This is a genomic window from Ramlibacter sp., from assembly GCF_035627355.1.
Taxonomy (GTDB): Bacteria; Pseudomonadota; Gammaproteobacteria; order Burkholderiales; family Burkholderiaceae_C; genus Ramlibacter.
Genome location: NZ_DASPLW010000001.1, coordinates 24,766 through 47,457, shown reverse-complemented (window position 1 = coordinate 47,457; position 22,692 = coordinate 24,766). Strand labels below are relative to the sequence as shown.

Annotated in this window: 23 protein-coding genes; 13 read left to right on the top strand and 10 right to left on the bottom strand. The window is 71.3% G+C overall.

What is annotated here, in order from left to right:
• Positions 1 to 16: 16 nt before the first annotated feature.
• Together VEC03_RS00250 and VEC03_RS00245 are read left to right on the top strand one after the other, a co-directional pair.
• Positions 17 to 1,345, top strand: a complete 1,329-nt coding sequence (locus VEC03_RS00250) for an adenylosuccinate synthase (RefSeq protein WP_324912114.1) — start codon at positions 17 to 19, stop codon at positions 1,343 to 1,345.
• A 46-nt stretch (positions 1,346 to 1,391) separates the two neighbouring features.
• Positions 1,392 to 1,916, top strand: coding sequence for a phosphoribosyltransferase (locus tag VEC03_RS00245; protein WP_324912113.1), 525 nt, complete (start codon positions 1,392 to 1,394; stop codon positions 1,914 to 1,916).
• Between the two features lie 7 nt (positions 1,917 to 1,923).
• Here the strand turns inward: VEC03_RS00245 and VEC03_RS00240 are convergent, their stop codons facing one another.
• Positions 1,924 to 2,838 carry a LysR substrate-binding domain-containing protein gene (locus VEC03_RS00240; RefSeq protein ID WP_324912112.1) on the bottom strand — a complete coding sequence of 305 codons (915 nt, stop codon included), beginning with the start codon at positions 2,836 to 2,838 and terminating at the stop codon, positions 1,924 to 1,926.
• 108 nt (positions 2,839 to 2,946) lie between these two features.
• Here VEC03_RS00240 and VEC03_RS00235 point away from each other — a divergent pair, with 108 nt between their 5' ends.
• Together VEC03_RS00235 and VEC03_RS00230 are read left to right on the top strand one after the other, a co-directional pair.
• Positions 2,947 to 3,588 (top strand): FMN-dependent NADH-azoreductase, encoded by a 642-nt coding sequence (locus VEC03_RS00235; RefSeq protein ID WP_324912111.1) that lies wholly within the window; start codon positions 2,947 to 2,949, stop codon positions 3,586 to 3,588.
• Positions 3,589 to 3,630: 42 nt separating this feature from the next.
• On the top strand, positions 3,631 to 4,830 hold the full coding sequence (locus VEC03_RS00230; protein ID WP_324912110.1) for a PLP-dependent transferase: 1,200 nt from the start codon (positions 3,631 to 3,633) through the stop codon (positions 4,828 to 4,830).
• Between the two features lie 9 nt (positions 4,831 to 4,839).
• Here VEC03_RS00230 and VEC03_RS00225 read toward each other — a convergent pair whose 3' ends face one another.
• Complete coding sequence (locus VEC03_RS00225; RefSeq protein ID WP_324912109.1) at positions 4,840 to 5,895, bottom strand: NAD-dependent epimerase/dehydratase family protein; 1,056 nt, start codon at positions 5,893 to 5,895, stop codon at positions 4,840 to 4,842.
• Between the two features lie 151 nt (positions 5,896 to 6,046).
• Between VEC03_RS00225 and VEC03_RS00220 the strand changes: the two genes are divergently transcribed.
• Positions 6,047 to 6,238 (top strand): hypothetical protein, encoded by a 192-nt coding sequence (locus VEC03_RS00220; RefSeq protein ID WP_324912108.1) that lies wholly within the window; start codon positions 6,047 to 6,049, stop codon positions 6,236 to 6,238.
• A 3-nt stretch (positions 6,239 to 6,241) separates the two neighbouring features.
• On the opposite strand, the gene mnmH is transcribed toward VEC03_RS00220, so the two are convergent.
• Entirely contained in the window at positions 6,242 to 7,303 is a 1,062-nt protein-coding gene (gene mnmH / locus VEC03_RS00215; protein WP_324912107.1) for a tRNA 2-selenouridine(34) synthase MnmH, read from the bottom strand.
• Entirely contained in the window at positions 7,300 to 7,923 is a 624-nt protein-coding gene (locus VEC03_RS00210; protein WP_324912106.1) for an arylesterase, read from the bottom strand. The genes mnmH and VEC03_RS00210 overlap by 4 nt, the downstream gene beginning before the upstream one ends.
• Before the next feature lie 15 nt (positions 7,924 to 7,938).
• Between VEC03_RS00210 and VEC03_RS00205 the strand changes: the two genes are divergently transcribed.
• From VEC03_RS00205 to VEC03_RS00195, 3 genes are read left to right on the top strand one after another with little or no spacing between them, the layout of a single operon-like run.
• The gene (locus tag VEC03_RS00205) at positions 7,939 to 8,613 is read left to right on the top strand and encodes an ABC transporter ATP-binding protein (protein ID WP_324912105.1); all 675 of its coding nucleotides are present in this window, start codon (positions 7,939 to 7,941) and stop codon (positions 8,611 to 8,613) included.
• 30 nt (positions 8,614 to 8,643) lie between these two features.
• Complete coding sequence (rlmB, locus tag VEC03_RS00200; protein WP_324912104.1) at positions 8,644 to 9,381, top strand: 23S rRNA (guanosine(2251)-2'-O)-methyltransferase RlmB; 738 nt, start codon at positions 8,644 to 8,646, stop codon at positions 9,379 to 9,381.
• The gene (locus VEC03_RS00195; RefSeq protein ID WP_324912103.1) at positions 9,378 to 10,106 is read left to right on the top strand and encodes an NAD-dependent deacylase; all 729 of its coding nucleotides are present in this window, start codon (positions 9,378 to 9,380) and stop codon (positions 10,104 to 10,106) included. Before rlmB ends, VEC03_RS00195 begins: the two co-directional genes overlap by 4 nt.
• A gap of 3 nt (positions 10,107 to 10,109) precedes the next feature.
• On the opposite strand, the gene VEC03_RS00190 is transcribed toward VEC03_RS00195, so the two are convergent.
• The 4 genes from VEC03_RS00190 to VEC03_RS00175 all read right to left on the bottom strand — a co-directional run bounded on the left by VEC03_RS00190 (position 10,110) and on the right by VEC03_RS00175 (position 13,081).
• Complete coding sequence (locus tag VEC03_RS00190) at positions 10,110 to 10,682, bottom strand: chromate transporter (protein ID WP_324912102.1); 573 nt, start codon at positions 10,680 to 10,682, stop codon at positions 10,110 to 10,112.
• A gap of 10 nt (positions 10,683 to 10,692) precedes the next feature.
• A complete protein-coding gene (locus VEC03_RS00185) occupies positions 10,693 to 11,289 on the bottom strand; it encodes a chromate transporter (RefSeq protein ID WP_324912101.1) in 597 nt (198 codons plus the stop codon).
• The gene (locus VEC03_RS00180) at positions 11,286 to 12,173 is read right to left on the bottom strand and encodes a DMT family transporter (RefSeq protein ID WP_324912100.1); all 888 of its coding nucleotides are present in this window, start codon (positions 12,171 to 12,173) and stop codon (positions 11,286 to 11,288) included. Before VEC03_RS00180 ends, VEC03_RS00185 begins: the two co-directional genes overlap by 4 nt.
• A 143-nt stretch (positions 12,174 to 12,316) precedes the next feature.
• Positions 12,317 to 13,081 (bottom strand): alpha/beta hydrolase, encoded by a 765-nt coding sequence (locus VEC03_RS00175; protein ID WP_324912099.1) that lies wholly within the window; start codon positions 13,079 to 13,081, stop codon positions 12,317 to 12,319.
• A gap of 455 nt (positions 13,082 to 13,536) precedes the next feature.
• Here VEC03_RS00175 and VEC03_RS00170 point away from each other — a divergent pair, with 455 nt between their 5' ends.
• The 5 genes from VEC03_RS00170 to VEC03_RS00150 all read left to right on the top strand — a co-directional run bounded on the left by VEC03_RS00170 (position 13,537) and on the right by VEC03_RS00150 (position 21,499).
• On the top strand, positions 13,537 to 15,666 hold the full coding sequence (locus VEC03_RS00170) for an AAA family ATPase (RefSeq protein WP_324912098.1): 2,130 nt from the start codon (positions 13,537 to 13,539) through the stop codon (positions 15,664 to 15,666).
• A 211-nt stretch (positions 15,667 to 15,877) separates the two neighbouring features.
• Positions 15,878 to 16,372: a response regulator gene (locus tag VEC03_RS00165; RefSeq protein WP_324912097.1), complete on the top strand. Its 495-nt coding sequence runs from the start codon at positions 15,878 to 15,880 to the stop codon at positions 16,370 to 16,372.
• A gap of 111 nt (positions 16,373 to 16,483) precedes the next feature.
• Positions 16,484 to 18,637, top strand: coding sequence for a hybrid sensor histidine kinase/response regulator (locus tag VEC03_RS00160; protein ID WP_324912096.1), 2,154 nt, complete (start codon positions 16,484 to 16,486; stop codon positions 18,635 to 18,637).
• Positions 18,638 to 18,721: 84 nt separating this feature from the next.
• A complete protein-coding gene (locus tag VEC03_RS00155) occupies positions 18,722 to 19,003 on the top strand; it encodes a hypothetical protein (protein WP_271234461.1) in 282 nt (93 codons plus the stop codon).
• 153 nt (positions 19,004 to 19,156) lie between these two features.
• A complete protein-coding gene (locus VEC03_RS00150) occupies positions 19,157 to 21,499 on the top strand; it encodes a DUF3482 domain-containing protein (RefSeq protein ID WP_324912095.1) in 2,343 nt (780 codons plus the stop codon).
• 16 nt (positions 21,500 to 21,515) lie between these two features.
• Here the strand turns inward: VEC03_RS00150 and VEC03_RS00145 are convergent, their stop codons facing one another.
• Together VEC03_RS00145 and VEC03_RS00140 are read right to left on the bottom strand one after the other, a co-directional pair.
• Entirely contained in the window at positions 21,516 to 21,701 is a 186-nt protein-coding gene (locus tag VEC03_RS00145) for a CsbD family protein (RefSeq protein WP_324912094.1), read from the bottom strand.
• Between the two features lie 105 nt (positions 21,702 to 21,806).
• Positions 21,807 to 22,625 carry an alpha/beta fold hydrolase gene (locus tag VEC03_RS00140; RefSeq protein WP_324912128.1) on the bottom strand — a complete coding sequence of 273 codons (819 nt, stop codon included), beginning with the start codon at positions 22,623 to 22,625 and terminating at the stop codon, positions 21,807 to 21,809.
• Between the last annotated feature and the right edge of the window lie 67 nt (positions 22,626 to 22,692).

Sequence of the window (22,692 nt, the reverse complement as noted above, 5' to 3'; positions counted from 1 at the left end):
TCTCCGGTTTTCAGGCATGAACAAGACAACGGGTCGCAATGTGGTCGTCGTCGGCACCCAGTGGGGCGACGAGGGCAAGGGCAAGCTGGTGGACTGGCTCACCGAGATGGCGCAGGGCGTAGTGCGCTTCCAGGGTGGCCACAACGCCGGGCACACGCTGGTGATCAACGGCGTGAAGACCGCGCTGCACCTGATCCCCAGCGGCATCATGCGCCCCGGCGTCAAGTGCTACATCGGCAACGGCGTCGTGCTGTCGCCGGCCAAGCTGTTCGAGGAAATCGAAGGGCTGGAGAAGGCCGGCGTCGAGGTGCGCTCTCGCCTGCGCATCAGCGAGGCCTGCCCGCTGATCCTGCCCTTCCACGCCGCGCTGGACGTGGCGCGCGAGGCGCTGCGGGAGAAGGGCGGCAGCGAGAAGATCGGCACCACCGGCCGCGGCATCGGCCCGGCCTACGAGGACAAGATCGCCCGCCGCGCGCTGCGCGTGCAGGACCTCAGGCATCCGCAGCGCTTCGCCGAGAAGCTCAAGGTGCTGCTCGAGCTGCACAACCACGTGCTCACCACCTACCTGCAGGCGCCGGCGGTGGACTACCAGCAGGTGCTGGACGAGGCGCTGCGCCTGGGCGAGCAGCTCGTCCCCATGATGGCCGACGTCTCGCGCGAGCTGAACGAAGCGCACCGCCATGGTGACAACCTGCTGTTCGAGGGCGCGCAGGGCACGCTGCTGGACGTGGATCACGGCACCTACCCGTACGTCACCTCGAGCAACTGCGTGGCCGGCAACGCGGCCGCCGGCGCCGGGGTGGGGCCGGGCATGCTGCACTACATCCTGGGCATCACCAAGGCCTATTGCACCCGCGTCGGCGGCGGCCCGTTCCCCACCGAGCTGGATTGGGAGAAGCCGGGCACCGTCGGCTACCACCTGTCGACCGTGGGCGCCGAGCGCGGCGTCACCACGGGCCGGCCGCGCCGTTGCGGCTGGTTCGACGCGGCGCTCCTGAAGCGCAGCGCCCAGGTCAACGGGCTGTCGGGCCTGTGCATCACCAAGCTCGACGTGCTGGACGGCCTGGAGGAACTGAAGCTGTGCACCGGCTACGAGCTCGATGGCGAGCAGGTCGACATCCTGCCGCTGGGCGCCGACGAGATCGCGCGCTGCAAGCCGATCTACGAGACGCTGGAGGGCTGGAGCGAGAGCACCGTCGGCGTCACCGAGTACGACAAGCTGCCGGTCGCCGCGCGCCTGTACCTGCAGCGCATCGAGCACGTGACCGGCGTGCCCATCGATATCATCTCGACCAGCCCGGACCGCGACCACACGATCATGATGCGGCATCCGTATCTGGCGTGACCGCCCGACCCCCGCCAACAGCCTCCAGCACCCAGTCCCAAGCCCCATGTTGACCGAAGACGGCAAGCACCTGTACGTGAGCTACGACGAGTACCACAACCTGATCGAGAAGCTCGCGATCAAGGTGCACCAGTCGGGGTGGACCTTCGACACCATCCTGTGCCTGGCGCGCGGTGGCATGCGCCCGGGCGACATCCTCTCGCGCATCTTCGACAAGCCGCTGGCCATCATGTCGACCAGCTCGTACCGGGCCGAGGCCGGCACGGTGCAGGGCCACCTGGACATCGCGCGCTACATCACCACCCCCAAGGGCGAGATCGCCGGCAAGGTGCTGCTGGTGGACGACCTGGCCGACTCCGGCCACACGCTGCACCGGGTGGTGGACCTGCTGCGCACCAGCTACAAGCCGATCACCGAACTGCGCAGCGCGGTGATCTGGACCAAGGGCCTGTCCACCTTCACGCCGGACTACTCGGTCGAGTTCCTGCCCAGCAACCCCTGGATCCACCAGCCCTTCGAGGGCTACGACGCGATGGGCCCGGACAAGCTGCTGGAGAAGTGGAAGATCTGAGCGGCCCTCACTCGGGGCAGCCCAGGCCTTCGGCCACCACTTCCTCGCCCAGGTAGTCGAGGAAGCTGCGCACCGCCGGCGTCATGCCGCGCCGCGACGGGAACACCGCATGCAGCACGCCGGAGGGCGGCTCCCAGCCCTCCAGCACCGGCACCAGCCGGCCGTCTCGCAGTTCCTGCCGGCACAGGTAGTCCGGCAGCACCGACATGCCGATGCCGCCCAGCACCAGGTGCTTGAGCGTCAGCATGTCGTCCGCGGCGCAACGCGGGTGGTGCTGCAGGGTCCAGGTGCGTCCTTCCGGTCCCAGCAGCCGCCACTGGGCCCGACCATCCAGCGCCGACATGGACACGGTCGGCAGGCCGGCGAGGTCCTCGGGCGAGGCCGGGCGGCCGGCGCTGTCCAGCAAGGCGGGCGAGGCCAGCAGCATGGTGCGCGTCACGCCGAGCCGCTTGACCACCAGGCTGCCGCTGTTGTCCAGCGTGGCCCGCACGCGCAGCGCCACGTCCACGCCTTCGTCCACCAGGTCCACCACTCGGTTGGTGATCTCCATCTCGAGCCGCACGCGGGGATGCATTGCCAGCCAGCGCGGCAGCACCGGGGCCAGGGTGGTCTGGGCCACGGTCACCGGGCAGGTCACGCGCAGCGTGCCCTGCGGCTCGCTGCGCACCTGCGCCACCGCGTCGTAGGCCGCCTGCGCCTGCTCACGCAGGGCCGAGCAGTGGCGGTAGTAGGCCTCGCCGGCCGGCGTCAGCGACAGCTTGCGGGTGGTCCTGTGCAGCAGGCGCACGCCCAGCTGCGTCTCGAGTTCCGCGACCCGCCGCGAGAGCGTGGACTTGGGCAGGCCGAGCTTGCGGGCAGCGGCGGCAAAGCCGCCCTGCTCCACCACCTCGGCGAAGAAGACCATGTCGTTGAGGTCCTGCATGGCCTCTATTGTCTCATTTTTGGAACGAACAAACCCGTTTCGACCGGCTTATCAGAAGCAAGTCGTGGCCGCACCATTGGTGACCGATTCAAAAACAGGACGATCACCATGAAGCTCTTGCACATCGACTCCAGCGCCCTCGGCGGCGCCTCCGCGTCCCGCCAGCTGACGGCGCAGGTCGCGCGCGAATGGGTCCAGGCCCACCCCGGCACGACCGTGGAGTACCTCGACCTGGTGGCGGACGCCCCCAGCCACATCGACCAGCACTCACTGGGCTTCCGCCTGGGCCAGGAGGCGACCACTGACCGCCAGCGGAAGGAAAACGCCCTCAGCGAGCGGCTGGTGAGCCAGTTCCTGGCGTCCGACGTGGTGGTGGTGGGCGCGCCCATGTACAACTTCAGCATCCCCAGCCAGCTCAAGGCCTGGATCGACCGCATCGCGCAGGCCGGCCGCACCTTCCGCTACACCGCGGAAGGCCCGGAGGGGCTGGCCAAGGGCAAGACCGTGGTCGTGGTGTCCAGCCGCGGCGGCGCCTACGCGGGCACGCCGTACGAGGCCGCGATGGACCACCAGGAGAGCTACCTGCGTACCGTGTTCGGCTTCTTCGGCATCACGGACGTGCGGATCGTCCGGGCCGAAGGCCTGGCGATGGGCGACGAGGGCCGCAACAACGGCATGGCCGCGGCGGGTCGCGACATCCGCGCGCTGTTCGACGCGCCGGCCAACGAGGCGGAGAAGCTCGCCGCCTGAGCGTTCGGATGAAGGACAAGGGGTGCGCGCTACCATCGAACGATGCCCCCGCGTCCCACCGAGCTCATCCACCATCCCTACGTTCCGCCGGCCGGCTTCGAAGCGCCGCAGGCGGGCGTGTTCAAGGCGTCCACCGTCCTGTTTCCTTCCGTCGCGGCACTGCGCGCGCGCGACTGGAAACACAAGGACGGCTACACCTACGGACTGCACGGCACGCCCACCACCTTCCTGCTGGAAGAACGCATCGCCACCCTGGAAGGTGGACGGCAGTGCCTGCTCGTGCCCAGCGGGCTGGCGGCGATCGCCAACGTGAACTGCGCGCTGCTGGCGGCCGGCGACGAGGTGCTCCTGCCGGACAACGTCTATGGCCCCTCGCGGCTCATGGCCGAGGGCGAACTGGCGCGCTGGGGCATCTCGTACCAGCGCTACGACCCGATGCAGCCGGCCGACCTGGAGCGGCGCCTGACGGACAAGACACGGCTGGTCTGGCTGGAAGCGCCCGGCTCGGTCACTATGGAATTCCCACCGCTGGCCCAACTGGCCCGGCTGTGCCGGCAACGCGGCATTACCACCGCGCTGGACAACACCTGGGGCGCCGGGCTCGCCTTCAACGGATTCGACCTGGCCGCGGTGCCCGGCAGCGGCGCCGACATCGTGGTGCACGCCCTGACCAAGTACCCGAGCGGCGGGGGCGACGTGCTGATGGGCAGCATCGTCACGCGCGACGAGGACCTGCACGTGCGCCTCAAGCTCTCGCACATGCGCATGGGCTGGGGCGTGGGCGGCAACGACGTGGAACTGGTGCTGCGCTCGCTGCCCAGCCTGGAGCTGCGCTATCGCGCCCAGGACGCCGCAGCGCGCGGACTGGCCCGCTGGCTGCAGCAGCGGCCGGAGGTCGCCCAGGTGCTGCATCCGGCCATCGAGGGCTCGCCCGGCCACGAGCACTGGCGCGAGCTGTGCGGCGAGAGCGGCCTGGCCGCAGGGCTGTTCTCGATCGTGTTCCACGAGCGCCATTCGCCGGCCCAGGTGGATGCCTTCTGCGATGCGCTGCAGCTGTTCCGGCTGGGCTACTCATGGGGCGGCCCCGTCAGCCTGGCCGTGCCCTACGACATCCCCGCCATGCGCAGCGCCGGGACTTGGCCGCATCGCGGCGTGCTGGTGCGCCTGGCCATCGGCCTGGAGGATCCGGCCGACCTGCAGGCCGACCTGGCGCGGGCGCTCGAGGCCCTGGCGGGCGCCTGAAGCCGGCGCTCAGGCGGTGGCCGGTACCGGCCCCCTGTGCGCGCTGGCGCGCAGCTGGCGCAACGCCGCCACCGTGTCGGCCAGGCTCTGTTCCAGCGGCACCTCCTGCCGCCAGCCGAGTTCGCGCCGGGCGCGTTCGTTGGACATGGTCCAGTGCATGCCGCCCACCGCAGCCGCGAAATCGCGGTTGACCATTCGGGGTGTCCCCAGCATGCGGTGGTTGATCCAGTCGAACAGCGGTACCAGCGGCAGGGCGAAGCGGGGGATCAGGGGGCCCGGCGCGGGGACGGACGGATCGATCTGGCGCAGGAGCCGGATCATCTCCGAGAAGGATGGGAGCACGTCGTTGCAGAGGATGAACCGTCCCTGCGCCTCGCTTTCGGCGGCCAGCACGTGGCCGCGCACCACGTCGCGCACGTCGGCGGCCGGGAAATTCTGGTCCGGCACGCCGGCCTTGAACGCACCCAGCAGCATGGCCTCCACGGCATCCGTGCTGGACGTGCTGCGCGTGAATCCCGGTCCCAGCAGCGCACCCGGCAGCACGGCCACCATGTCGACGCCGCGCGTGCGGGCGATGCGCCAGGCCTCCTGCTCGGCCAGGGTCTTGGCCCGGTGGTAGGGCAGCCGGAAGTCGGTGCGCCAGTCGTCTTCCGTCGTCGCGCGACCGCCCTTGGGCATCAGCGGCAGGGTCACGACCGAGGACGTCAGCACGAGGCGGCGCACACCCTTGCTGGCCGCCGCATTCACCGCGGCGCGCGCGCCTTCGATCGAGTCGCGGACCATCTCGTCGGCCTCGGCGGCGCTTGAGGTGTAGTTCTTGTAGGTCGCCGCGAGGTGGAACAGCAGGTCGACCCCGGTCGCCACCTCGCTGAAGCGGCGCTCGTCACTGACGTCGAGCGACTGCAGTTCGACGCCCGGCATGGCCAGCCCGGCCGTGCGGGCGGGGTCGGCGGTGTCGCGCACCGTCGCCCTCACCCGATAGCCGCGCTGCACCAGCGCCGGGACCAGGTTGCGCCCGAGGTGCCCGTTCGCGCCCGTGACCAGTACCAACCGGTTGCTGTCCATGTTCGGCTCCTGTGCGCCCTGTCGGCGGCGGCGAAATCTAGTCGACGGCGGCCGGGTGTTCAACCCGCTTCCACGGTCGGGCTGCACGATCGCGGTGGCGCGCGCCCGATGGCGTACAGTGGGGCCATCCCAACCCACCGGAACCAGCGCAGTGGCGACACCCAACTACGGATACGAGAAGCGGCAACGGGAGCTGGCCAAGAAGCGCAAGAAGGAAGAGAAGCTCAAGGCCAAGGCCGAACGCAAGAGCGGCACCAGCCCGGGCGAGGAAGAGGCCGGAGACAACGCCGCCGAACCGTCCGACGAGTCCGCGGCACCGGCCGACCAGCCGCCGCAGACCTGAGCGTCACCCGGCCGTCGCGGCGAGCTCGCGGGCCATCTTCTCCAGGCTGGCGGCGCTGCGATCGGCCAGCACGCAGGGCCGGGCCTGGCCGTACTGCGCGAAGTTGCGCGCGATCGAGGCCGAATAGCCCGGGTCGTAATGCGTGAGCAGCAGTTCGCGCACCACGGTTTCCACCTCGCCGGCACGCACCAGCTCCTGCCAGCGCCCGACCACCGCCTTGCCGCGCAGCTGGGTCAGCGCCGCGAGCCGCTGGCAGAACAGCTCGGGGTCCTGCACGAAGAAGGCGTAGTCCTCCAGCAGCAGCGCGACGCGCTCGTCGTCCGGCAGTTCCAGCCGCAGGCAGGGACTGGCGCGCATGGCGGCGATCAGCGCCTCCGGCACCGCCACGTTGCCGACCTTGCGGCTCTCGCTTTCGACGAACACGGGCCGTGCCGGGTCGAGCTTTCGCAGGGCGTCCCAGACCTGGGTGTCGAAGGCCTTCTGGCTGGGCTGCGGCTGGCCGGGGATCAGCCCCAGGACCGAGCTGCGGTGCCGCGCCAGGCCTTCCAGGTCCAGCACCTGCGCGCCGGCGGCCGCCAGCGCATGCAGCAGCCGCGTCTTGCCGACGCCGGTGGGACCGCAGACCACGCGATAGTGCAGGCGCTGCGCGAGGTCCGGCAGCTGCGCCAGCACGGCGCCGCGGAAGGCCTTGTAGCCGCCCTCGACCAGAGTGACGCGGAAGCCGATCTGGTCGAGCACCAGCGAGAGCGCACCGCTGCGCTTGCCGCCGCGCCAGCAATAGACCAGCGGCTGCCAGCCCTTGGGCCTGGCCAGCACCTCTCGCTCGATGTGGCGCGCGACGTTGGCGGCGACCAGGGCCGCGCCGATCTTGCGCGCCTCGAAGGGGCTGTCCTGCACGTAGATGGTGCCTACGCGCGCTCGCTCCTCGTCGTTCAGCGAGGGCCAGTTCACCGCGCCGGGCAGGTGGTCCTCGGCGTACTCCGACTCGCTGCGCGCGTCGATGACGGTGTCGAACCCGGACAGCCGCGCCGCTGCCTCGGCGGCCGGCAGGACCTGCACGCTCACTTCAGCAGCTTCCTCAGTTCAGGCCAGACGTTGGCCAGCATGCGCGGCTGCGCAGCCTCGTTGGGATGGATGCGGTCGGCCTGGAACCACTTCACGGCATCCGGCCCGTCGGCGATGCCGTCGAGGAGGAAGGGCACCAGCGCCGCCTGGTGCTCGCGCGCGACCTGGGCGTACAGCTCGGCGAATCGCTGGCCGTACTGGGCGCCGTAGTTGGGCGGCAGCTGCATGCCCACCAGCAACACACGGGCACCGGCCTTCGCCGCTGCCTGCACCATGGCGGACAGGTTGGCCCGGGTCATCTCCAGGGGGAGGCCGCGCAGCGCATCGTTGCCGCCCAGCTCGATCACCACGTGGGTGGGCCGGTGCTTGGCCAGGAGGGCCGGCAGGCGCGAGCGCCCGCCGGAGGTGGTGTCGCCGCTGATGCTGGCGTTGACCAGGCGCGCATCGATCTTCTCGGCCGCCAGCTTGCGCTCCAGCAGGGAAACCCAGCCGCTGCCGCGTGGCAGGCCGTACTCGGCGCTGAGGGAGTCCCCGACCACCATGACCGTCGCGCCGGCGGCCAGCGCCGGCCCGGCCAGGGCGGCGGCCAGCCCAGCCGCGATAAAGTGCCTGCGCCTCAAGAAAAACGGACCTCCATGCCTGAACCCATCATCGCCGTCGAACACGTCCACAAGTCGGTGACCGATTCCACCGGGACGCTCGACATTCTGCGCGATATCGATTTCACCCTGGCCGAGCGCGAGACCGCGGCCATCGTCGGGGCCTCCGGCTCCGGCAAGAGCACGCTGCTGTCCATCGTCGCGGGGCTGGACACGCCCACGCGGGGCACGGTGCGGCTGGCGGGCGAGGACCTGTTCGCCCTGGACGAGGACCAGCGGGCCGCACTGCGCGCCCGCAAGCTCGGCTTCGTGTTCCAGAGCTTCCAGCTGATGGGCAACCTGACGGCGCTGGAGAACGTGATGCTGCCGCTGGAACTGGCCGGTCGGCGCGACGCGCGCAAGGCGGCCGCGGCCATGCTGCAGCGGGTCGGCCTGGGCGAGCGCCTGGGCCACTATCCCAAGGTGCTCTCGGGCGGCGAGCAGCAGCGGGTCGCGCTGGCGCGCGCCTTCGTCGTCGAACCGGCGGTGCTGCTGGCCGACGAGCCCACCGGCAGCCTCGACTTCGCCACCGGCGAGCGGGTGATGGACCTGATGTTCGAACTCAATCGCGAGCGCGGCACGACGCTGGTGCTGGTGACGCACGACCGCGCCATCGCGCAGCGCTGCGAACGCCGCATCACCATCGAGGCCGGGCACATCGTGGCCGGCTGAGCGCCCCCGGCGCGGCCGATAATCGGGCCGATGTCTTCCTCCGCCAAAGTCCTGTTCGGGTTCCATGCCGTCGGGGTGCGGCTGAAGACGGCGCCGCAGACGGTGCTCGAAGTGTTCTTCGAGCCCACGCGCCGCGACGCGCGCATGCGGCAGTTCCTCGAGCGGGCGCGCGAAGCCGGCGTGCGGCTGATCGAGGCCGACGCCCTGCGCATCGCCAAGCTGGCCGGCAGCCATGGCCACCAGGGCGTGGCCGCCCGGGTGGCTCCGCTGCCGGCGGCTCGCTCGCTCGACGACCTGCTCGACCAGGTGCAGGGGCCGCCCCTGCTGCTGGTGCTCGATGGCGTGACCGACCCGCACAACCTCGGCGCCTGCCTGCGGGTCGCCGACGGCGCCGGCGCCCACGCGGTGATCGCGCCCAAGGACCACGCGGTCGGCCTCAATGCCACCGTCGCCAAGGTCGCCAGCGGCGCCGCCGAGACCATGCCCTACTTCATGGTCACCAACCTGGCGCGCACGCTGGGCGAGCTCAAGGAACGCAACATCTGGTGCATAGGCACCAGCGACGATGCGCCGCGCACGCTGTACCAGGCCGACCTGAAGGCGCCGGTCGCGCTGGTGCTGGGCGCCGAGGGCAGCGGCATACGCCAGCTCACCCGCAAGACCTGCGACGAACTGGTCTCCATCCCCATGTGCGGGGCCGTCGAGAGCCTGAATGTCTCGGTGGCCAGCGGCATCTGCCTGTACGAGGCCCTGCGGCAACGCTCATGACCCTCGATGCGGTGCGCGGCTGGATCGCGGCAGCCGACCGCGTGGCCGTGCTCACCGGCGCCGGCATGAGCGCCGAGTCGGGCGTGCCGACCTTCCGCGATGCCCAGACCGGGCTGTGGGCGCGGTTCCGGCCGGAGGACCTGGCGACCGAGGCCGGCTTCCGGGCCGATCCGCAGCGGGTGTGGGACTGGTATGCGCAGCGGCGCGAGGCGATGCGGCACGTGGTGCCGAACGCGGGCCACCTGGCGCTAGCGGATTACGCCCGGCGCCACCCGGGGCGGCTCACGCTGGTCACGCAGAACGTCGACGGCCTGCACCAGCGCGCCGGCAGCGAGGGCGTGCTGGCGCTGCACGGCAACATCGTGGACGACACCTGGTTGGAAGCGCCGCGCGCCTGCTGCACCGCGCAGGCGCCGCTGGCCGGCCGGCCGCCGCGGTGCCCGACCTGCGGCAACCTGCGGCGTCCCGCCGTGGTCTGGTTCGGCGAGATGCTGCCGCTCGCCACGCTGGACGCCGCGGAGCGGGCGGCCGAGTCCTGCGACCTGATGCTGGTGGTCGGCACCAGCGGCATGGTCCATCCCGCCGCCGGCCTGGCGCAGGTGGCCGCCGATGCCGGGGCTCGCGTGGTGGTCCTCAACCCGCATCCGAGCGAGCTGGATGCGGTCGCCGACCAGGTCCTGCGCGGCACCGCCGCCACGCTGCTGCCGCCCCTGCTGGCGGATTGAGCGTCAGACCAGCCCGAACCAGCCCAGCAGCGCACCGGCGCCCAGCAGCCACAGCAGGTGGATGCGGGTGCGCCACACGACCAGCGTCGCGACGAGCGCCACCGCCCACAGCGGCGCGTCGCTCCATTGCGGGTGCTCGCCCGAGGCCAGCACCCAGCCCGTGGCGACGAGCAGCGACACCACGATGGGCGCCATGCCCTGCTTGAAGGCGCGCACGGCGCGCAGGTCGCGGTTGCGATGGCCCCATTGCGCCGCGAAGTAGGTCAGGGTGGTGCTGGGCAGCAGGATGCCGAACAGGGTCACCGCCACGCCGGCCAGGGCCAGACCCAGGCCGCCGGCGTTCAGGCCGACCTGCCATCCCATCAGGGCGACGAACAGCACGTTCGGCCCGGGCGCGGCCTGCGCGATGGCGACCGAGGAACTGAACTGCAGGTCGGTCAGCCAGTGGCGGTCCTGCACCAGGAAACGATGCATGTCGGGGGCGGTGGTGATCGCCCCGCCGATCGACAGCAGCGACAGCACCAGGAAGTGCAGCAGCAGCGACAGCCAGTCGGCGGCGGCCATCACGATCTGCATGGCGCGTCCTTCAGGCCCGCCCCAGGCGCAGCCAGGTCAGCAGGCACGACAGCCCGCCCAGCACCAGCAGCACGCCCAGCAGCGGCCAGCGCAGCACGGCGATGGCCACGAAGCTCGCGACGCCCAGCAGGGTGCAGGCGGCCGGGCCCAGCGGGTGCGTGCGCAGGGTAGGCACCAGCTTCAGCCCGGTGGCGGTGATCAGGCCGGCCGCGACCGCGCCCATGCCGCGCAGGGCGCCGGCCACCTGCGGCGAATCGGCAAAGCGCGAGTGCAGCAGCGCCAGCGCCAGCACCACGGCCAGCGGCGCCGCCAGCATGCCGGCCAGCGCCACCAGCGCGCCGCGCAGGCCGAAGTGGCGCGCGCCGATCATCAGCGAGAGGTTGACCACGTTCGGGCCTGGCATGATCTGGGCGACCGCCCAGTCCTCCACGAACTCCTCCCGGGTCAGCCATTTCTTGCGCTCGACCAGCTCGCGCTGCACCACGGCGAGCACGCCGCCGAAGCCCTGCAGGGCCAGCCAGGTGAAGGAGAGGAAGAGATCGGTGAGGGAGGCGGGCTGCGATCGACCCGAAGTCGCGCCTTCGGCCGGAGCACGCGGGGAACTCATGGGCGGCGATTATCCGTGGCGGTGGCGGCCAGCCACAGGCCGGCGGCGATGGGCAACAGCGCGAGCCATCCGGCCGCACCCGGCTGCTCCCCGAGCAGCAGCCAGCCCAGCAGGGCGGCGGTCACCGGATTGAGCGCGAGGAACACCGTCACCCGGGTTGGCGACTCGTGCTTGAGCGCGTATAGCCACCAGAAATAGCCGATGCCGCTGGACAGCCCGATGAAGGCGATCGCCGCCCAGGCGACCCCGCTGAAGGTCGCCAGCCGTGCCGGCCAGGCCTCCGGCAGCGCCAGCAGCGCCAGGGCCGCCACCGACGCCATCATCGCGAAGGCCGAGACCGGCACCACCGGGTAGCGCTGCAGGTAGGGCCGGTACAGCACGCTGCACAGCGCACCGGTGGCGGCCGCGCCCAGCACCGCCAGCTCGCCCCACCAGCCGCTGCCCTGTGCGCCCGCGTGCAGCTTGGGCAGCAGCGTCAGGCCGACGCCCGTGATCGACAGCACCACCCCGGCCAGCAGTCGCCACGAGGCCCGCTCCCGGCCCAGGGCGGCGGCCAGGGCCAGCGTGAGCAGCGGGAACAGGCTGAAGATGAGCGCCGCCGGCGCCGCGGCCACGCGCTGCAGCCCGAAATTGAGCAGGGCGATCAGTACGCCGAACTGGCCTATGCCCAGTGCCGCCATCGCGCCGAGGTCGCGGGCCGGAATCGGCCGCGGCATGGCGGCGAACGGCCGCAGCGCGAACGGCAGCAGGCAGGCGAAACCGATCGCGTAGCGCAGCATGGCCAGTGTGAGCGGCGGCACCTCGGCCACCGCGAACCGGGAAGCGACGATGGCGGCGCCGACCTGGACGCCGGTGGCCGCCGCGGCCCACAAGGCCAGGCTCATCGCGGAGTCGCGTCCTTCCCTGCGCAGGAGGATCGGAGGTCGGGCAGGAGCGCTCGGCGGGAGGGCGTCATCGGACCCGCGAGCTTACGCTGCGGCCGAGGCGGCACTGCGGTGCACGCGGCCGCCGCGAAGCAAGGGGACTCTCAGGACAAGGGCAAGCGGCTGGCCGCGAACGGCTTCCAGCACCCCTCGGGCTGCGCCAGCCGATGGGTGATCGCCTCCAGCGCGAGCGGGTGCATGGGCAGTTCGTCGTGTCGCGCCCCGGGCACCTCGATGTTCTCGCTGTCGGCCGACTCGGTTTCCTGGCACTGCGCCCACTGCACCACGCCGTCGTCCTTGCTGTAGATCGAGGTGACCGGCACCGGCGGCCGCTGCCGCAGGCGCGTGCGCACGGCCAGGGGCATGCGTTCAGGGCCCGCATCCAGCAGGGCGAACACACGGCAGCGGCGCTGCGGGTCGGCTGCGGTGTTGAAGGGCGTCCCCAGCGTGATCACCTGGCGCACCAGCGTCCGGGCGCGCTTGGCCAGTTCGCGCGCATAGATGCCCGACAGGCCCCAACCCAGCAGGGTGAGGGGCGCCTGCGTGGCTTCGTACGCATCGAGCAGGCCGTCCTCCAGCTTGCGCAGCCAGCGCGCCAGCCCCATGCCTTGCGGCCCGTTGTCCACCCCCAGGCCCCAGTCGAAGGCACGGAATCCGGCCTGCTGCAAGGTGCGCTGCAAGTCCGCCGTGCTCTCGGGCCCCGCGCCCTCGCGCGGGAAGACGAGCACCGGCTGGCCGTCACCGGGGTACAGGCGCGCCTCGGGCGCCTGGCGCGCGGCCGGCGCCGGCACCAGGTCGAACAGCGGCTGCGCCAGCGAATCCCGCGCATGGATGGGCGACAGGCCCGACAGCAGACCGGTGTGGGTCATGCATTCCTCCCTTGCATGTGCCGCTGTGGCGCGGCGAGGACGCGATGCTAGGAAGCGCAGCGGCGGCAACGGCTGGGAGCAGGCGCTGTTACACCGTAGGACGCCGCCGACGTCCTGTAACGAACGGCTGGGGCAAGAAAAAGTCCCCCGGCCGTCGTGCGGCAGCGGGGGACGAAGGAGCCGGGGGAAGAAACTTGAAAAAAACCCGGCCACACGGTTGGATGCAGTCCTCACCTCCGGGTTCCTCCTGTCGAGCCACCTCCGAGCCATCCGCAGGAGCGCCGCTTCCAGGGCGGAAAACGTACGGTCGAGCCTCCCCGCGAAACGGCTCAGCCACACCCGTTTTTCCCGCGTGCATAAGTCACGATGAGGCCCCCGTATCGGCCCTTGCAGCGGATTTCGCTCGCCCGCAAAAACACCCGTCTGTAGGATTCAACTGACAAGAGAGGACTTGCATGTCTGATTTATCCGTCAGTTCCACTCCCACCCCCGAATTCGGCAAGGACGAGACGCCCTCCGGCGGCGGCCTCTGGCTGTCGATCAAGAAGGCAGCGTCGCGCGTGTCCGACTGGTTCGTGATCCAGAGCGCGGCCGTCAAGCTGCTGGTCGTGATCGTCGCCCTGATGATCCCGGTGACCGGGATCTACTCCTTCGTGCTGATGCAGAAGCAGGCCGCCGTCGCCGCCGAGGTGAAGGCCATGGCGCAGGCCGACGGCATCGCCGCGTTCGACGAGAGCAAGCCGGTCGTGTTCGGCACCGGCTCGGTGCTGAGCTTCGTGCAGAACAACCCGGTGGACCGCATCACGGTGATCTACAAGCCGCTGATGTGGAACGTCTCCGAGCGCTTCGTGCTGGTCGAGTCGGGTGGCAAGCAGTACGCCTACTACCCCTCCGACATGGAGACCAAGATCTTTGCCGACAAGGCGGTCTCGGCTCCCTGGAGCGCGCGGCTGAGCTTCGTGCCGCGGGCCGACCTGAACGAGTCCAGCCTGAAGATCCTGGAGCGCCTGGACCAGGGCTTCGAGGGTGCCCGCCCGCAGTCGGAGAAGGACGCCTGGAAGGCCGGCGTCTCCGGCGTGCTGTCGGCCGCGCTCACCCTGGGCCTGCTGGGCTTCCTGGCCTTCCAGCTCAAGGGCCACTTCAAGTCGCTCAAGTTCATCGAGCCCTCGCAGGTCAGCGGCTCGCTGGACGACCTGGTCGGCATGGACGACATCAAGTCCGAGGTCGCCCAGATCAAGGACCAGTACATGCGGCGCGCCGAGTACGCCGAGTACGGCATCAACAAGCCGTTCAACGTCATGTTCAGCGGCCCGGCCGGCACCGGCAAGACCAAGCTGGCCAGCTACCTGGCCAAGGAACTGCAGCTGCCGATCCTGTTCCACTCGGCGGTCAACCTGGAGACCGGCTACGTCGGGGGCGGCGCCAACACGCTGTCGCGCATCGTGTCCATGGCCAAGCGGCGCAAGCGCTGCATCGTGTTCCTGGACGAGGCGCAGGACCTGTTCATGAAGCGCGGCGGCCACCGCAAGTTCGACGACGACACCCAGAACATGCTGCTGGCGGTGCTGGACGGCGTGCGCACCAAGAACGACGCCGAGATCATCTGGATCGTCGCGTCCAACTTCAACAGCGAGCAGATGCAGATGGACGAAGCCATGCTGCGCCGCTTCCAGATGAAGGTGGACTTCCGGCTGCCCAACCGCGAGGAGCGGCAGGCCATCATCGAGCACTACCTGTCGCAGCGCGCCGAGAAGGTGCTGCCGGACCTGGACCTGCGCCACCTGGTGGAGATCACCGAAGGCCGCAGCCCGGCCGACCTGGAGACCATCGTCAACCAGGCCGGGATCACCGCGGTGCAGGCCGGCATCATGATCGGCACCGACACGCTGATGCAGGCGGCCGAGCGCGTGATGGTCGGCAACGTCAACAGCAACGCGACCAAGGAGCGCGAGCGTGACCGCCGTGTGATCGCCATCCACGAGTGGGGCCACTTCCTGGTCGACTTCGAGCAGGAGCGCAAGAAGGCCGGCGGCGACTGGGAGGCCATCCTGGCCGAGATGAAGACCATCAAGATCTCGCTCAAGGCCAACCCGCGCAACAACGCGCTGGGCTTCGTGTTCCACAAGCAGGGCGCCAACCTGCTCAAGACCAAGGGCGACATCGAGCACGACGTGCGCGTGCTGCTGGGCGGCATGGCCAACGAGGAGCTGTTCTTCGGCGAGGAGGGCACGACCAACGGCGCCCACAACGACATCACTCGCGTCACCAAGCTGCTGCACCACGCGGTGGCCGAGATGGGGATGTACCGCAAGACCCGCCTGAACTTCGGCGCGCTGGCCAACGACGGCCAGGGCGGCCGCCAGCTCGACGAGGAGACGCGCAGCATCATGGAGGCGCAGAGCGAGCGACTGTACGGCGAGACCAAGGCCCTGCTGCTGCGGCAGAAGCCGCTGACCGAGCACCTGGCCGGCAAGCTGATGGAGCGCGGCGAGATGAGCCTGCGCGAGGCCCTGAACGAGATCCGCAGCTTCGAGGCGGCGTGCTGGTCCTTCAACACCCGCATGGGCCTGCAGCCGGCAGCCTGACCGCAGGCGCACGCCTTGCCACCCCGAGGGCCGCAGCGATGCGGCCCTTTTTCGTTGCCTGTCGGGTTGGCGGCATGCCACGGCTCGGCCGGGAACCGGTCCGTGACGCTGTTCGCAGTTGACCGCCAGCGCGTCGGCGGGGCTCCCTAGAACGGCCCCTTCTGCAGCCCTGATGAGCTCCGCTGCATGGCATCATTCGTTACAGATGTTCATGTTCCAGGATTCCGTGTCTTCGGGCGGCGCCCACGCGCCGGCAGCCTCGCCGGCCACGCGTCGCCCCGCGGCAGCCAGCCCTGCCGCCCGGGCCGAGCAGCCCGACGGTGCACCGGCGTCGCGCCGCGTGCTGGTGGTGGAGGACAACCCCGACGGCCTCGAGACGCTGGTGGCTCTGCTGTCCATGCTGGGCCACGTAGTGGAGGGCGCCGCCGACGGCCGCGAAGCGGTCGAGCGTGCTGCCGGTTTCCAGCCGGACGTCGTGCTGCTCGACCTCGGATTGCCCGTGATGGATGGCTTCGACGTGGCCCGCCAATTGCGACGGGACCCGCGCATGGCCGGTGTCTTCATCGCCGCGCTGACCGGCTGGGGATCCGAAGCCGATCGCCAGCGGACCGCCGAGGCCGGGTTCGACGCGCACCTGACCAAGCCGGTGGAACTGGCCGCGCTGGAGACCGTGCTGTCGCGTACTCGCTGCCGCAGCCCGGGCTGACGGGACGCGCGGCCGCGTCTCGCATGGCCTGCGCGAACACGCGATGGATGTCATGGCTGAGTTGACCTTCGGCTACGCTCGAGTCCCTTTCGCCCGCCGCCCACCCAGCAGTTGAGTCCCGCTTCCGCCGTTCCCGTTCCCGACAGTGCGGCGCCGCCCGAGCCGCCGCCCCAAGCGGGCCTGCAGGCCCTGCGCTGGCTGCCCTGGTTGTGCCTGCTGCTGCCCTTGCTGGCCTATGCCAGCGTCGGCCTCTACCGCTACCAGCAGTTGAGCGAGGAGACCGAGGTGCGGCTGGACCGGGCCCTGCGCATTGCCACCGAGCACGCCCTGCGGGTGATGGACACCACCGAGTCGCTGCTGGCCCGGGTGGTCGACATCTCGGCCGGCGCGAGCGATCGCATCGAACGGCAGGAGGCGGGCATCCACGCGCTGCTCGGCGAACTGGCGAAGAACAAGCCGCAGCTGCAGAACATCCTGGTGTTCGGCCCGCACGGCCGGCCGCTGGTGACCAGCCGCTTCTCGCCGGCGCCCGGTGTCGACGTCTCCGACCGCGACTACTTCCGCTGGCACGCCGAAGGCCGCGGCGGCGTGTACATCTCCAGGCCGCTGGTGTCGCGCACCACCGGCGAATCCTTCTTCGACGTCAGCGTCGCGCGGCTGGAACCGGACGGCCGGTTCGGCGGCGTGGTGTCCGTCAGCCTGCTGACCAGCTACTTCGAGAACTTCCACGGCGACCTCGCGGCCGACGAACCCGGCCTGGCGATCACCATGCTGCGCGAGGACGGGCTGGTCTTCACGCGCTGGCCGAACCTGGAAGTCCAGCCGCCCAGCCTCGCGCCGGACAGCCCGGTGATGTCGCGCATCCGCGCCGGCGCGATCGCCGGCACGGCGCACGGCGTGTCGTCGATGGACGGGCGCCTGCGGCTGCTCGCGTTCCGCAAGGTCGGCGGCTACCCGATCTACCTCGGGACCGGCATGGACACGCTGGAGATCCGCAAGCGCTGGCTGCGCGAGATGGGCTGGCTGGCGGCCTTCGGCATACCGCCCGTGCTGGCCCTGTTCATGGCCGTGCGGCTGGCCCTGCGGCGCAGCCGCGACGCGCTGGCGACCGCGCACCGGCTGCAGCAGGAAACCGAGGCCCGCCGCCGGGTCGAGGAGGCGCTGCTGCAGGCGCAGAAGCTGGAGGCGCTGGGCCGCCTGACCGGCGGCGTCGCGCACGACTTCAACAACGCGCTGATGGTGATCAGCAACAACCTGCTGCTGCTGAAGATGAAGCAGCCGCAGGCCGAGGGCCCGTACCTGGACTCGATCCGGCGCGCGGTCGGCTCCGCGACCAAGCTCACGCGGCAACTGCTGGCCTTCTCGCGCCGGCAGGCGCTGGTGCCCGAGCACGTCGTGCTGGCCGACCGGCTGCCCGCGATCCGCGACCTGCTGGGGCCGGTGCTGGGCAGCCGCATCCAGCTCACGGTCGAGGTGGCGCCCGGCACCCGCCCGATCCGCGTCGATGCCGCCGAGTTCGAGCTCGCCCTGCTGAACCTGGCGATCAATGCGCGCGACGCGCTGAAGCAGGACGGCCGGCTGGCGATCGCCGCGCGCAATGCCGGAGCGGACGAATTGCCGCCACTGGTCGACGGCCCGCTGGTGCTGGTGGAGGTCTCGGACAACGGCTGCGGCATTCCGCCCGAGGCGCTGGACCGCGTGTTCGAACCCTTCTTCACCACCAAGCCGGTGGGCGAGGGCACGGGCCTCGGCCTGAGCCAGGTCTACGGCCTGTGCCACCGGGCCGGCGGGACGGCCACGATCGAGAGCCAGCCGGGGCAGGGCACCCGCGTGCGCATGTACTTCCCGCCGGACCCGCAGGAGCCGGTGAAGGACGACACGTTGCCGTCGATGCAGCAGCAGCTCTCGCTGCGCGTGCTGATGGTGGAGGACAACGTGGAGGTGGCAGCGGCGCTCGGCCCGGTGCTGGAGACCATGGGCTGCAGCGTCACCCACTTCGAACGGGCCGCCGCGGCGCTGGACTGGCTGGCGGCGCAGCCGACGCTGCCCGACCTGCTGCTCACCGACGTGGTCATGCCCGGCCCGATGGACGGCGTCGCGCTGGCCCGGGAAGTGCGCCGGCGCTGGCCTTCGCTGCGGGTGATCGTGATGACGGGCTATGCCGAGCAGCTCGAGGCGATCGCGCGACTGGGCTTCGACATCCTGCCCAAGCCCTGCACGCCCGAGGTGCTGCTGCAGACGCTGGGCCGCGCTTCGGCGGCGTGACGACATTCACGCCGTTGCAACCGCCTGTGTGATGTTGCACACCTGTTGCACATCGACACAGCGCTGCGGCCTAGCATGGATTCCATGCGCTACACCCGTGAAGAGTACGCCAACATGCAGGCCGTGCAGCGCCGCGTGGCGCGGGCGGAAGCGGACTACGCGCGCTTCCGTGCCGCCTACCTGGAGATCGCGCAGCACCAGCCCGACCACGAGGTCGCACTGGCCATGATAGGCGCCGACATGAACCGGGCCCACGCCTACCTGCAGGCCTTGATCGGCTTGCCACCCACCCCGTTCGAGAAGCAGCCCAGCGTGGTGGTGATGCGCGAGGCACGGCGGCTGGCGGAAGAAAAAGGCAAGCACTGAACCACTCGGGAAACGCGGCGCGTTTCCCGAGTGGTTCTCCGATCGGTCGGGGAAGGACCGGCAAAGCGCACCCTCGAAGGGTGTCCGCCCTGCATGTCATTCCGCGCGGACGGTTCGACCTGCGGCCGGTACCGGCTCCCTAGAATCGGCAGCTTGCACAGTCCCGCCACCCCCACCGAACCGATCCACGTCAGCGAGGCGCAGGCGCGCCGGCTGGTGCTGGTGCAGGCGCTGGAGGCGGCCGATCCGCAGGGGCGGCTGGTCGGCGCGGCCGAGCGCGAGCAGGCCGATCGCGAGGCGCTGGCCGCCACCGGCGATCCGGCGCGGGGCGAGCCGCTGGACGCCAAGGCCTGGCTGCTCGATCGTGCGGCTCGCGTCCTGGCCCTGCTGGAACACCGCCAGCCACGGCTCGCGGCCTTGCAGCAACCGCCGGCCTGGCAGGCCTGGCTGGCCTGGGGACTGCCGCTGCTGGCGCTGATTGCGGGCGGGCTGATCGAACGCATCGACAACCCGCGGCAGGTCAACCTGCTGTCGCCGCCGCTGCTCGCCTTCCTGCTGTGGAACCTCGCGGTCTACGTGCTGCTCGCGCTGGCGGCGCTGTGGCCGCGCCGCCGTCCGGACGAACCGGGGCGCTGGGCGCGCCACCTGGTGGCGCTGGTCGAGCGCCCGCGCGGCGGCGTCGCGCAGCAGGTGGCGAACCGGTTCCGCCTGGGCTGGTGGCGCCTGGCCGGCGCACTGGAGGGCCAGCGCTGGCGGCGCCTGCTGCACACCTCGGCTGCGGCCTGGGCCGTCGGCGTGGCCGCCTCGATCGCCATCGGCGGGCTGGTGCGCGAATACCGCATCGGCTGGGAGAGCACTCTGCTGGAACTGCCCCAGGTGCACGCCTTCCTGCAGTTCCTGTTTTCGCCGGTGGTGGCCGTCACCGGCCTGGAGCCGTTCAGCCTGGACGAACTGGCGCGGCTGCATTTCGCCTCGGGCGAAGGCGTGGGCCGTGCCGAGGCGCGCCGCTGGGTGTTCCTCTACATGGCCCTGCTGGGCCTGCTGGTGGTGCTGCCGCGCGCGGCGCTGGCGCTCTGGGCGACGCTGCGGCAGCACTGGCTGGCCCGCTCGCTGACGCTGGACCTGGCGCACGAGGACTTCACGCCGCTGCTCGGCCGCGTGCGCCCCGCGCGCGTGCTGCTGGCCCTGGGCGGTGCGCCCGCCGAGGGCGTGCCACCGGTCCTGACGGTGTTCCGCCAGGCTTCGGGCGGTGCGATGGCCGCGCGCCCGGGCGAGCCCTTCACGCTGCTGACCACGGCTCGGGGCGACAGCCTGCAGTGCGTCGAGGTGCCGCCCGGCCAGGAAGCGCCGGTGGCGGAGAGGGCCGATGCGCCACGCAACCGCTGGCCGTCCTGGCTGCCGGTGCTGCGGCGTGCGGATTCGCCGCTGGCCTTGCCGTCCAGCCCCGCCGCCCTGCGGGCCGACCTGCTGGTTCTGTCCTGCGGGCGGCCGGACGAACTGGCGGCGTGGACCGGCCTGCTGCAGCAAGGCGGCTCGCCGGCGCTGCTGCTGGCGGGGGAGGGCTGCGAGTCCGCCTGTGCGGCGCTGCTGCGCCGTGCGCCCGCCGGTGGCGAGACCCTGCCCATGGCGGCGCTGCCCACCTGGCGCGAGGACGCCCGGCTGCGCGCCGCGATCGAGCGGCTGCTGCCGCCCTGGAAGGCGGCGGGTGCGCAGCGCTTGTGGACCGCGTGGGAAGAGCGGGCCCATGCCCGGCTGGTCGAATCCATGCGCCTGCTGGCGGCGGAAGTCGCGCAGGCCGCGCGCGACAGCGAGGAGCTCGGCACGCGCCCCACCGGCGTGCGGCAGCTGGTGGTGCGCGAGGAGCGCGAGGCCGGCCAGGCGGCGCGGCGGCAGGCGATGGCGTCGCTGCTGGCCCGCGTGCGCGAGCGCCAGTCCGGCGGTGATACGCGCCTGCGCGAACTGCACGGCGTAGAGGGCGGGGGCAGCTCGGCACTGGAAGATCACGCGCTGCCCGAGCGTTTCCGCATCGAGCAATCGGTGCACGAACCGCAGGCGGGACTGGCGGGCGCCGCCAGCGGCGCGGCGATGGGAGCGGCGGTGGACCTGATGACGGGCGGGCTGACGCTGGGCGCGGCCAGTGCCCTGGGTGCGCTGGTCGGCGGTGGCGCGGCCCTGGTGGGCGCCGCGTGGAAGAACCGCGGCGCGCAGGCGCCAGGCGTGTCCACCGTGGCCCTGAGCGACGAGATGCTGCAGGCGCTGCTGGCCGCGGTGCTGCTGCGCTACCTGGAGGTGGCGCACCGGGGCCGGGTGCCGCCCGAGCCCGATCTGTGGCGACCGCGGGTCGAGGCGGCGGTCGGCGCCGAGCAGGACGCCCTGCAGGCGCTGTGGCCCCGCCTGCGGGTCGAAGGGTCGGAAGCCGACGCCACCCCGGCGCTGGCGGCACTGCTCGAACGGGCGAGCCTGCGCGTGCTGGGCGAACTCGGCGGCGCGCTGTAAGGGCGCCGCGCCGGCGTCAAGGCTTGCGGACGATGCGGTCGACGCCGTCCTTCAGGTCGCCGACCTTCTTCTGCACTTTGCCTTCCTGCTCGCGCGCATGGCCGCGAGCCTCCTGGCTGCGGTCACCGGTGGCGCGGCCGAGGTGTTCCTGGGTTTCGCCGGCCGCTTCCTTCAGCTTGCCCTTGACCTGGTCCTTCTTCATCGCGAACTCCTGTTGGATGGGGATGCCGCACGGTAAGCGAGGGCGGACGCCGGACACGCAAGAGCAGGGCGGGCGAACGCGTCCGTGCCGGCCTACAACGTGCGTTCAGCGGACCGCAGCCGACTCCACCGTTTCGCGGATCCAGCGCACCGCCTCCTGCGCCGACGCCATAGGCGCACCCAGGTGGTCGGACCGGGGCTCGTACAGGCGATGGCCCGGATGCGGCGGCAGGCCGGACCAGAGTTCGCCCTTGACCTTGCGCAGGTTGGCGAGGTCGCGCGTGGGCACGACCAGCAGCACCGGCGTGCCGGGCCGCAGGCGGCGCCAGACGGCGCGCCAGTTCATCACGCCTTCCGGGTCGAACCAGCTCACGTAGGCCGAGGGCACCGCATGCGGCAGCTCGTAGCGGGCCGGGCTCACCACGTCCGAGTCCTGCAGCATCGTGGGCTCCTCGCCGCGGCCGGCCGCGATCAGTTCGCGGGCCTTGGCGACCTGGTCGCCGAGCGGCTTCATGTCGCTGCCGCCGTTGGGCGCGATCGCCACCAGCGCGTCGACGGGCACGCGTCCCGCCATGTGCGCCGCGAAGAACCCGCCGAGGCTGAAGCCGGCCAGCACGAGGCGGGTCGCGCCCTCGCGGCGCAACGAGTCCAGCGCCGACTGCACGATGCGCTCGGCTGCCGCGACGGGCTGGCTGAACGCCTGGGGGCCGCCATAGGGCATGTCGGGGCTGAGCACGCGCCAGCCGGGCTCGCGCAGGCGCGCGGCGAGCGGCGCCATGCTCTCGCCGGTCGCGCCTATACCGTGCAGCAGCACGATCCCGACCCGGTGGGCCGGGCTGGGGACGGCGGGCGGTTGTGCCGGCACGGCCGCGGCGCGGCCGAACAGGCCGGACAGCAGCAGGGCGGTGAAGGAGCGGCGGGGCATGTCCACGGTCGGAGATCCAGCAGGGCGCCCGCACGTTTGCTCGCGCGGCGCGGGCCTACGACAACCT

Coding starts and splice junctions, on each gene's coding strand:
- VEC03_RS00250 (WP_324912114.1), top strand. CDS start 17: ATGAACAAGACAACGGGTCGCAATGTGGTCGTCGTCGGCACCCAGTGG.
- VEC03_RS00245 (WP_324912113.1), top strand. CDS start 1,392: ATGTTGACCGAAGACGGCAAGCACCTGTACGTGAGCTACGACGAGTAC.
- VEC03_RS00240 (WP_324912112.1), bottom strand. CDS start 2,838: ATGCAGGACCTCAACGACATGGTCTTCTTCGCCGAGGTGGTGGAGCAG.
- VEC03_RS00235 (WP_324912111.1), top strand. CDS start 2,947: ATGAAGCTCTTGCACATCGACTCCAGCGCCCTCGGCGGCGCCTCCGCG.
- VEC03_RS00230 (WP_324912110.1), top strand. CDS start 3,631: ATGCCCCCGCGTCCCACCGAGCTCATCCACCATCCCTACGTTCCGCCG.
- VEC03_RS00225 (WP_324912109.1), bottom strand. CDS start 5,895: ATGGACAGCAACCGGTTGGTACTGGTCACGGGCGCGAACGGGCACCTC.
- VEC03_RS00205 (WP_324912105.1), top strand. CDS start 7,939: ATGCCTGAACCCATCATCGCCGTCGAACACGTCCACAAGTCGGTGACC.
- rlmB (WP_324912104.1), top strand. CDS start 8,644: ATGTCTTCCTCCGCCAAAGTCCTGTTCGGGTTCCATGCCGTCGGGGTG.
- VEC03_RS00195 (WP_324912103.1), top strand. CDS start 9,378: ATGACCCTCGATGCGGTGCGCGGCTGGATCGCGGCAGCCGACCGCGTG.
- VEC03_RS00190 (WP_324912102.1), bottom strand. CDS start 10,682: ATGCAGATCGTGATGGCCGCCGCCGACTGGCTGTCGCTGCTGCTGCAC.
- VEC03_RS00185 (WP_324912101.1), bottom strand. CDS start 11,289: ATGAGTTCCCCGCGTGCTCCGGCCGAAGGCGCGACTTCGGGTCGATCG.
- VEC03_RS00180 (WP_324912100.1), bottom strand. CDS start 12,173: ATGAGCCTGGCCTTGTGGGCCGCGGCGGCCACCGGCGTCCAGGTCGGC.
- VEC03_RS00175 (WP_324912099.1), bottom strand. CDS start 13,081: ATGACCCACACCGGTCTGCTGTCGGGCCTGTCGCCCATCCATGCGCGG.
- VEC03_RS00170 (WP_324912098.1), top strand. CDS start 13,537: ATGTCTGATTTATCCGTCAGTTCCACTCCCACCCCCGAATTCGGCAAG.
- VEC03_RS00165 (WP_324912097.1), top strand. CDS start 15,878: ATGTTCCAGGATTCCGTGTCTTCGGGCGGCGCCCACGCGCCGGCAGCC.
- VEC03_RS00155 (WP_271234461.1), top strand. CDS start 18,722: ATGCGCTACACCCGTGAAGAGTACGCCAACATGCAGGCCGTGCAGCGC.
- VEC03_RS00145 (WP_324912094.1), bottom strand. CDS start 21,701: ATGAAGAAGGACCAGGTCAAGGGCAAGCTGAAGGAAGCGGCCGGCGAA.
- VEC03_RS00140 (WP_324912128.1), bottom strand. CDS start 22,625: ATGCCCCGCCGCTCCTTCACCGCCCTGCTGCTGTCCGGCCTGTTCGGC.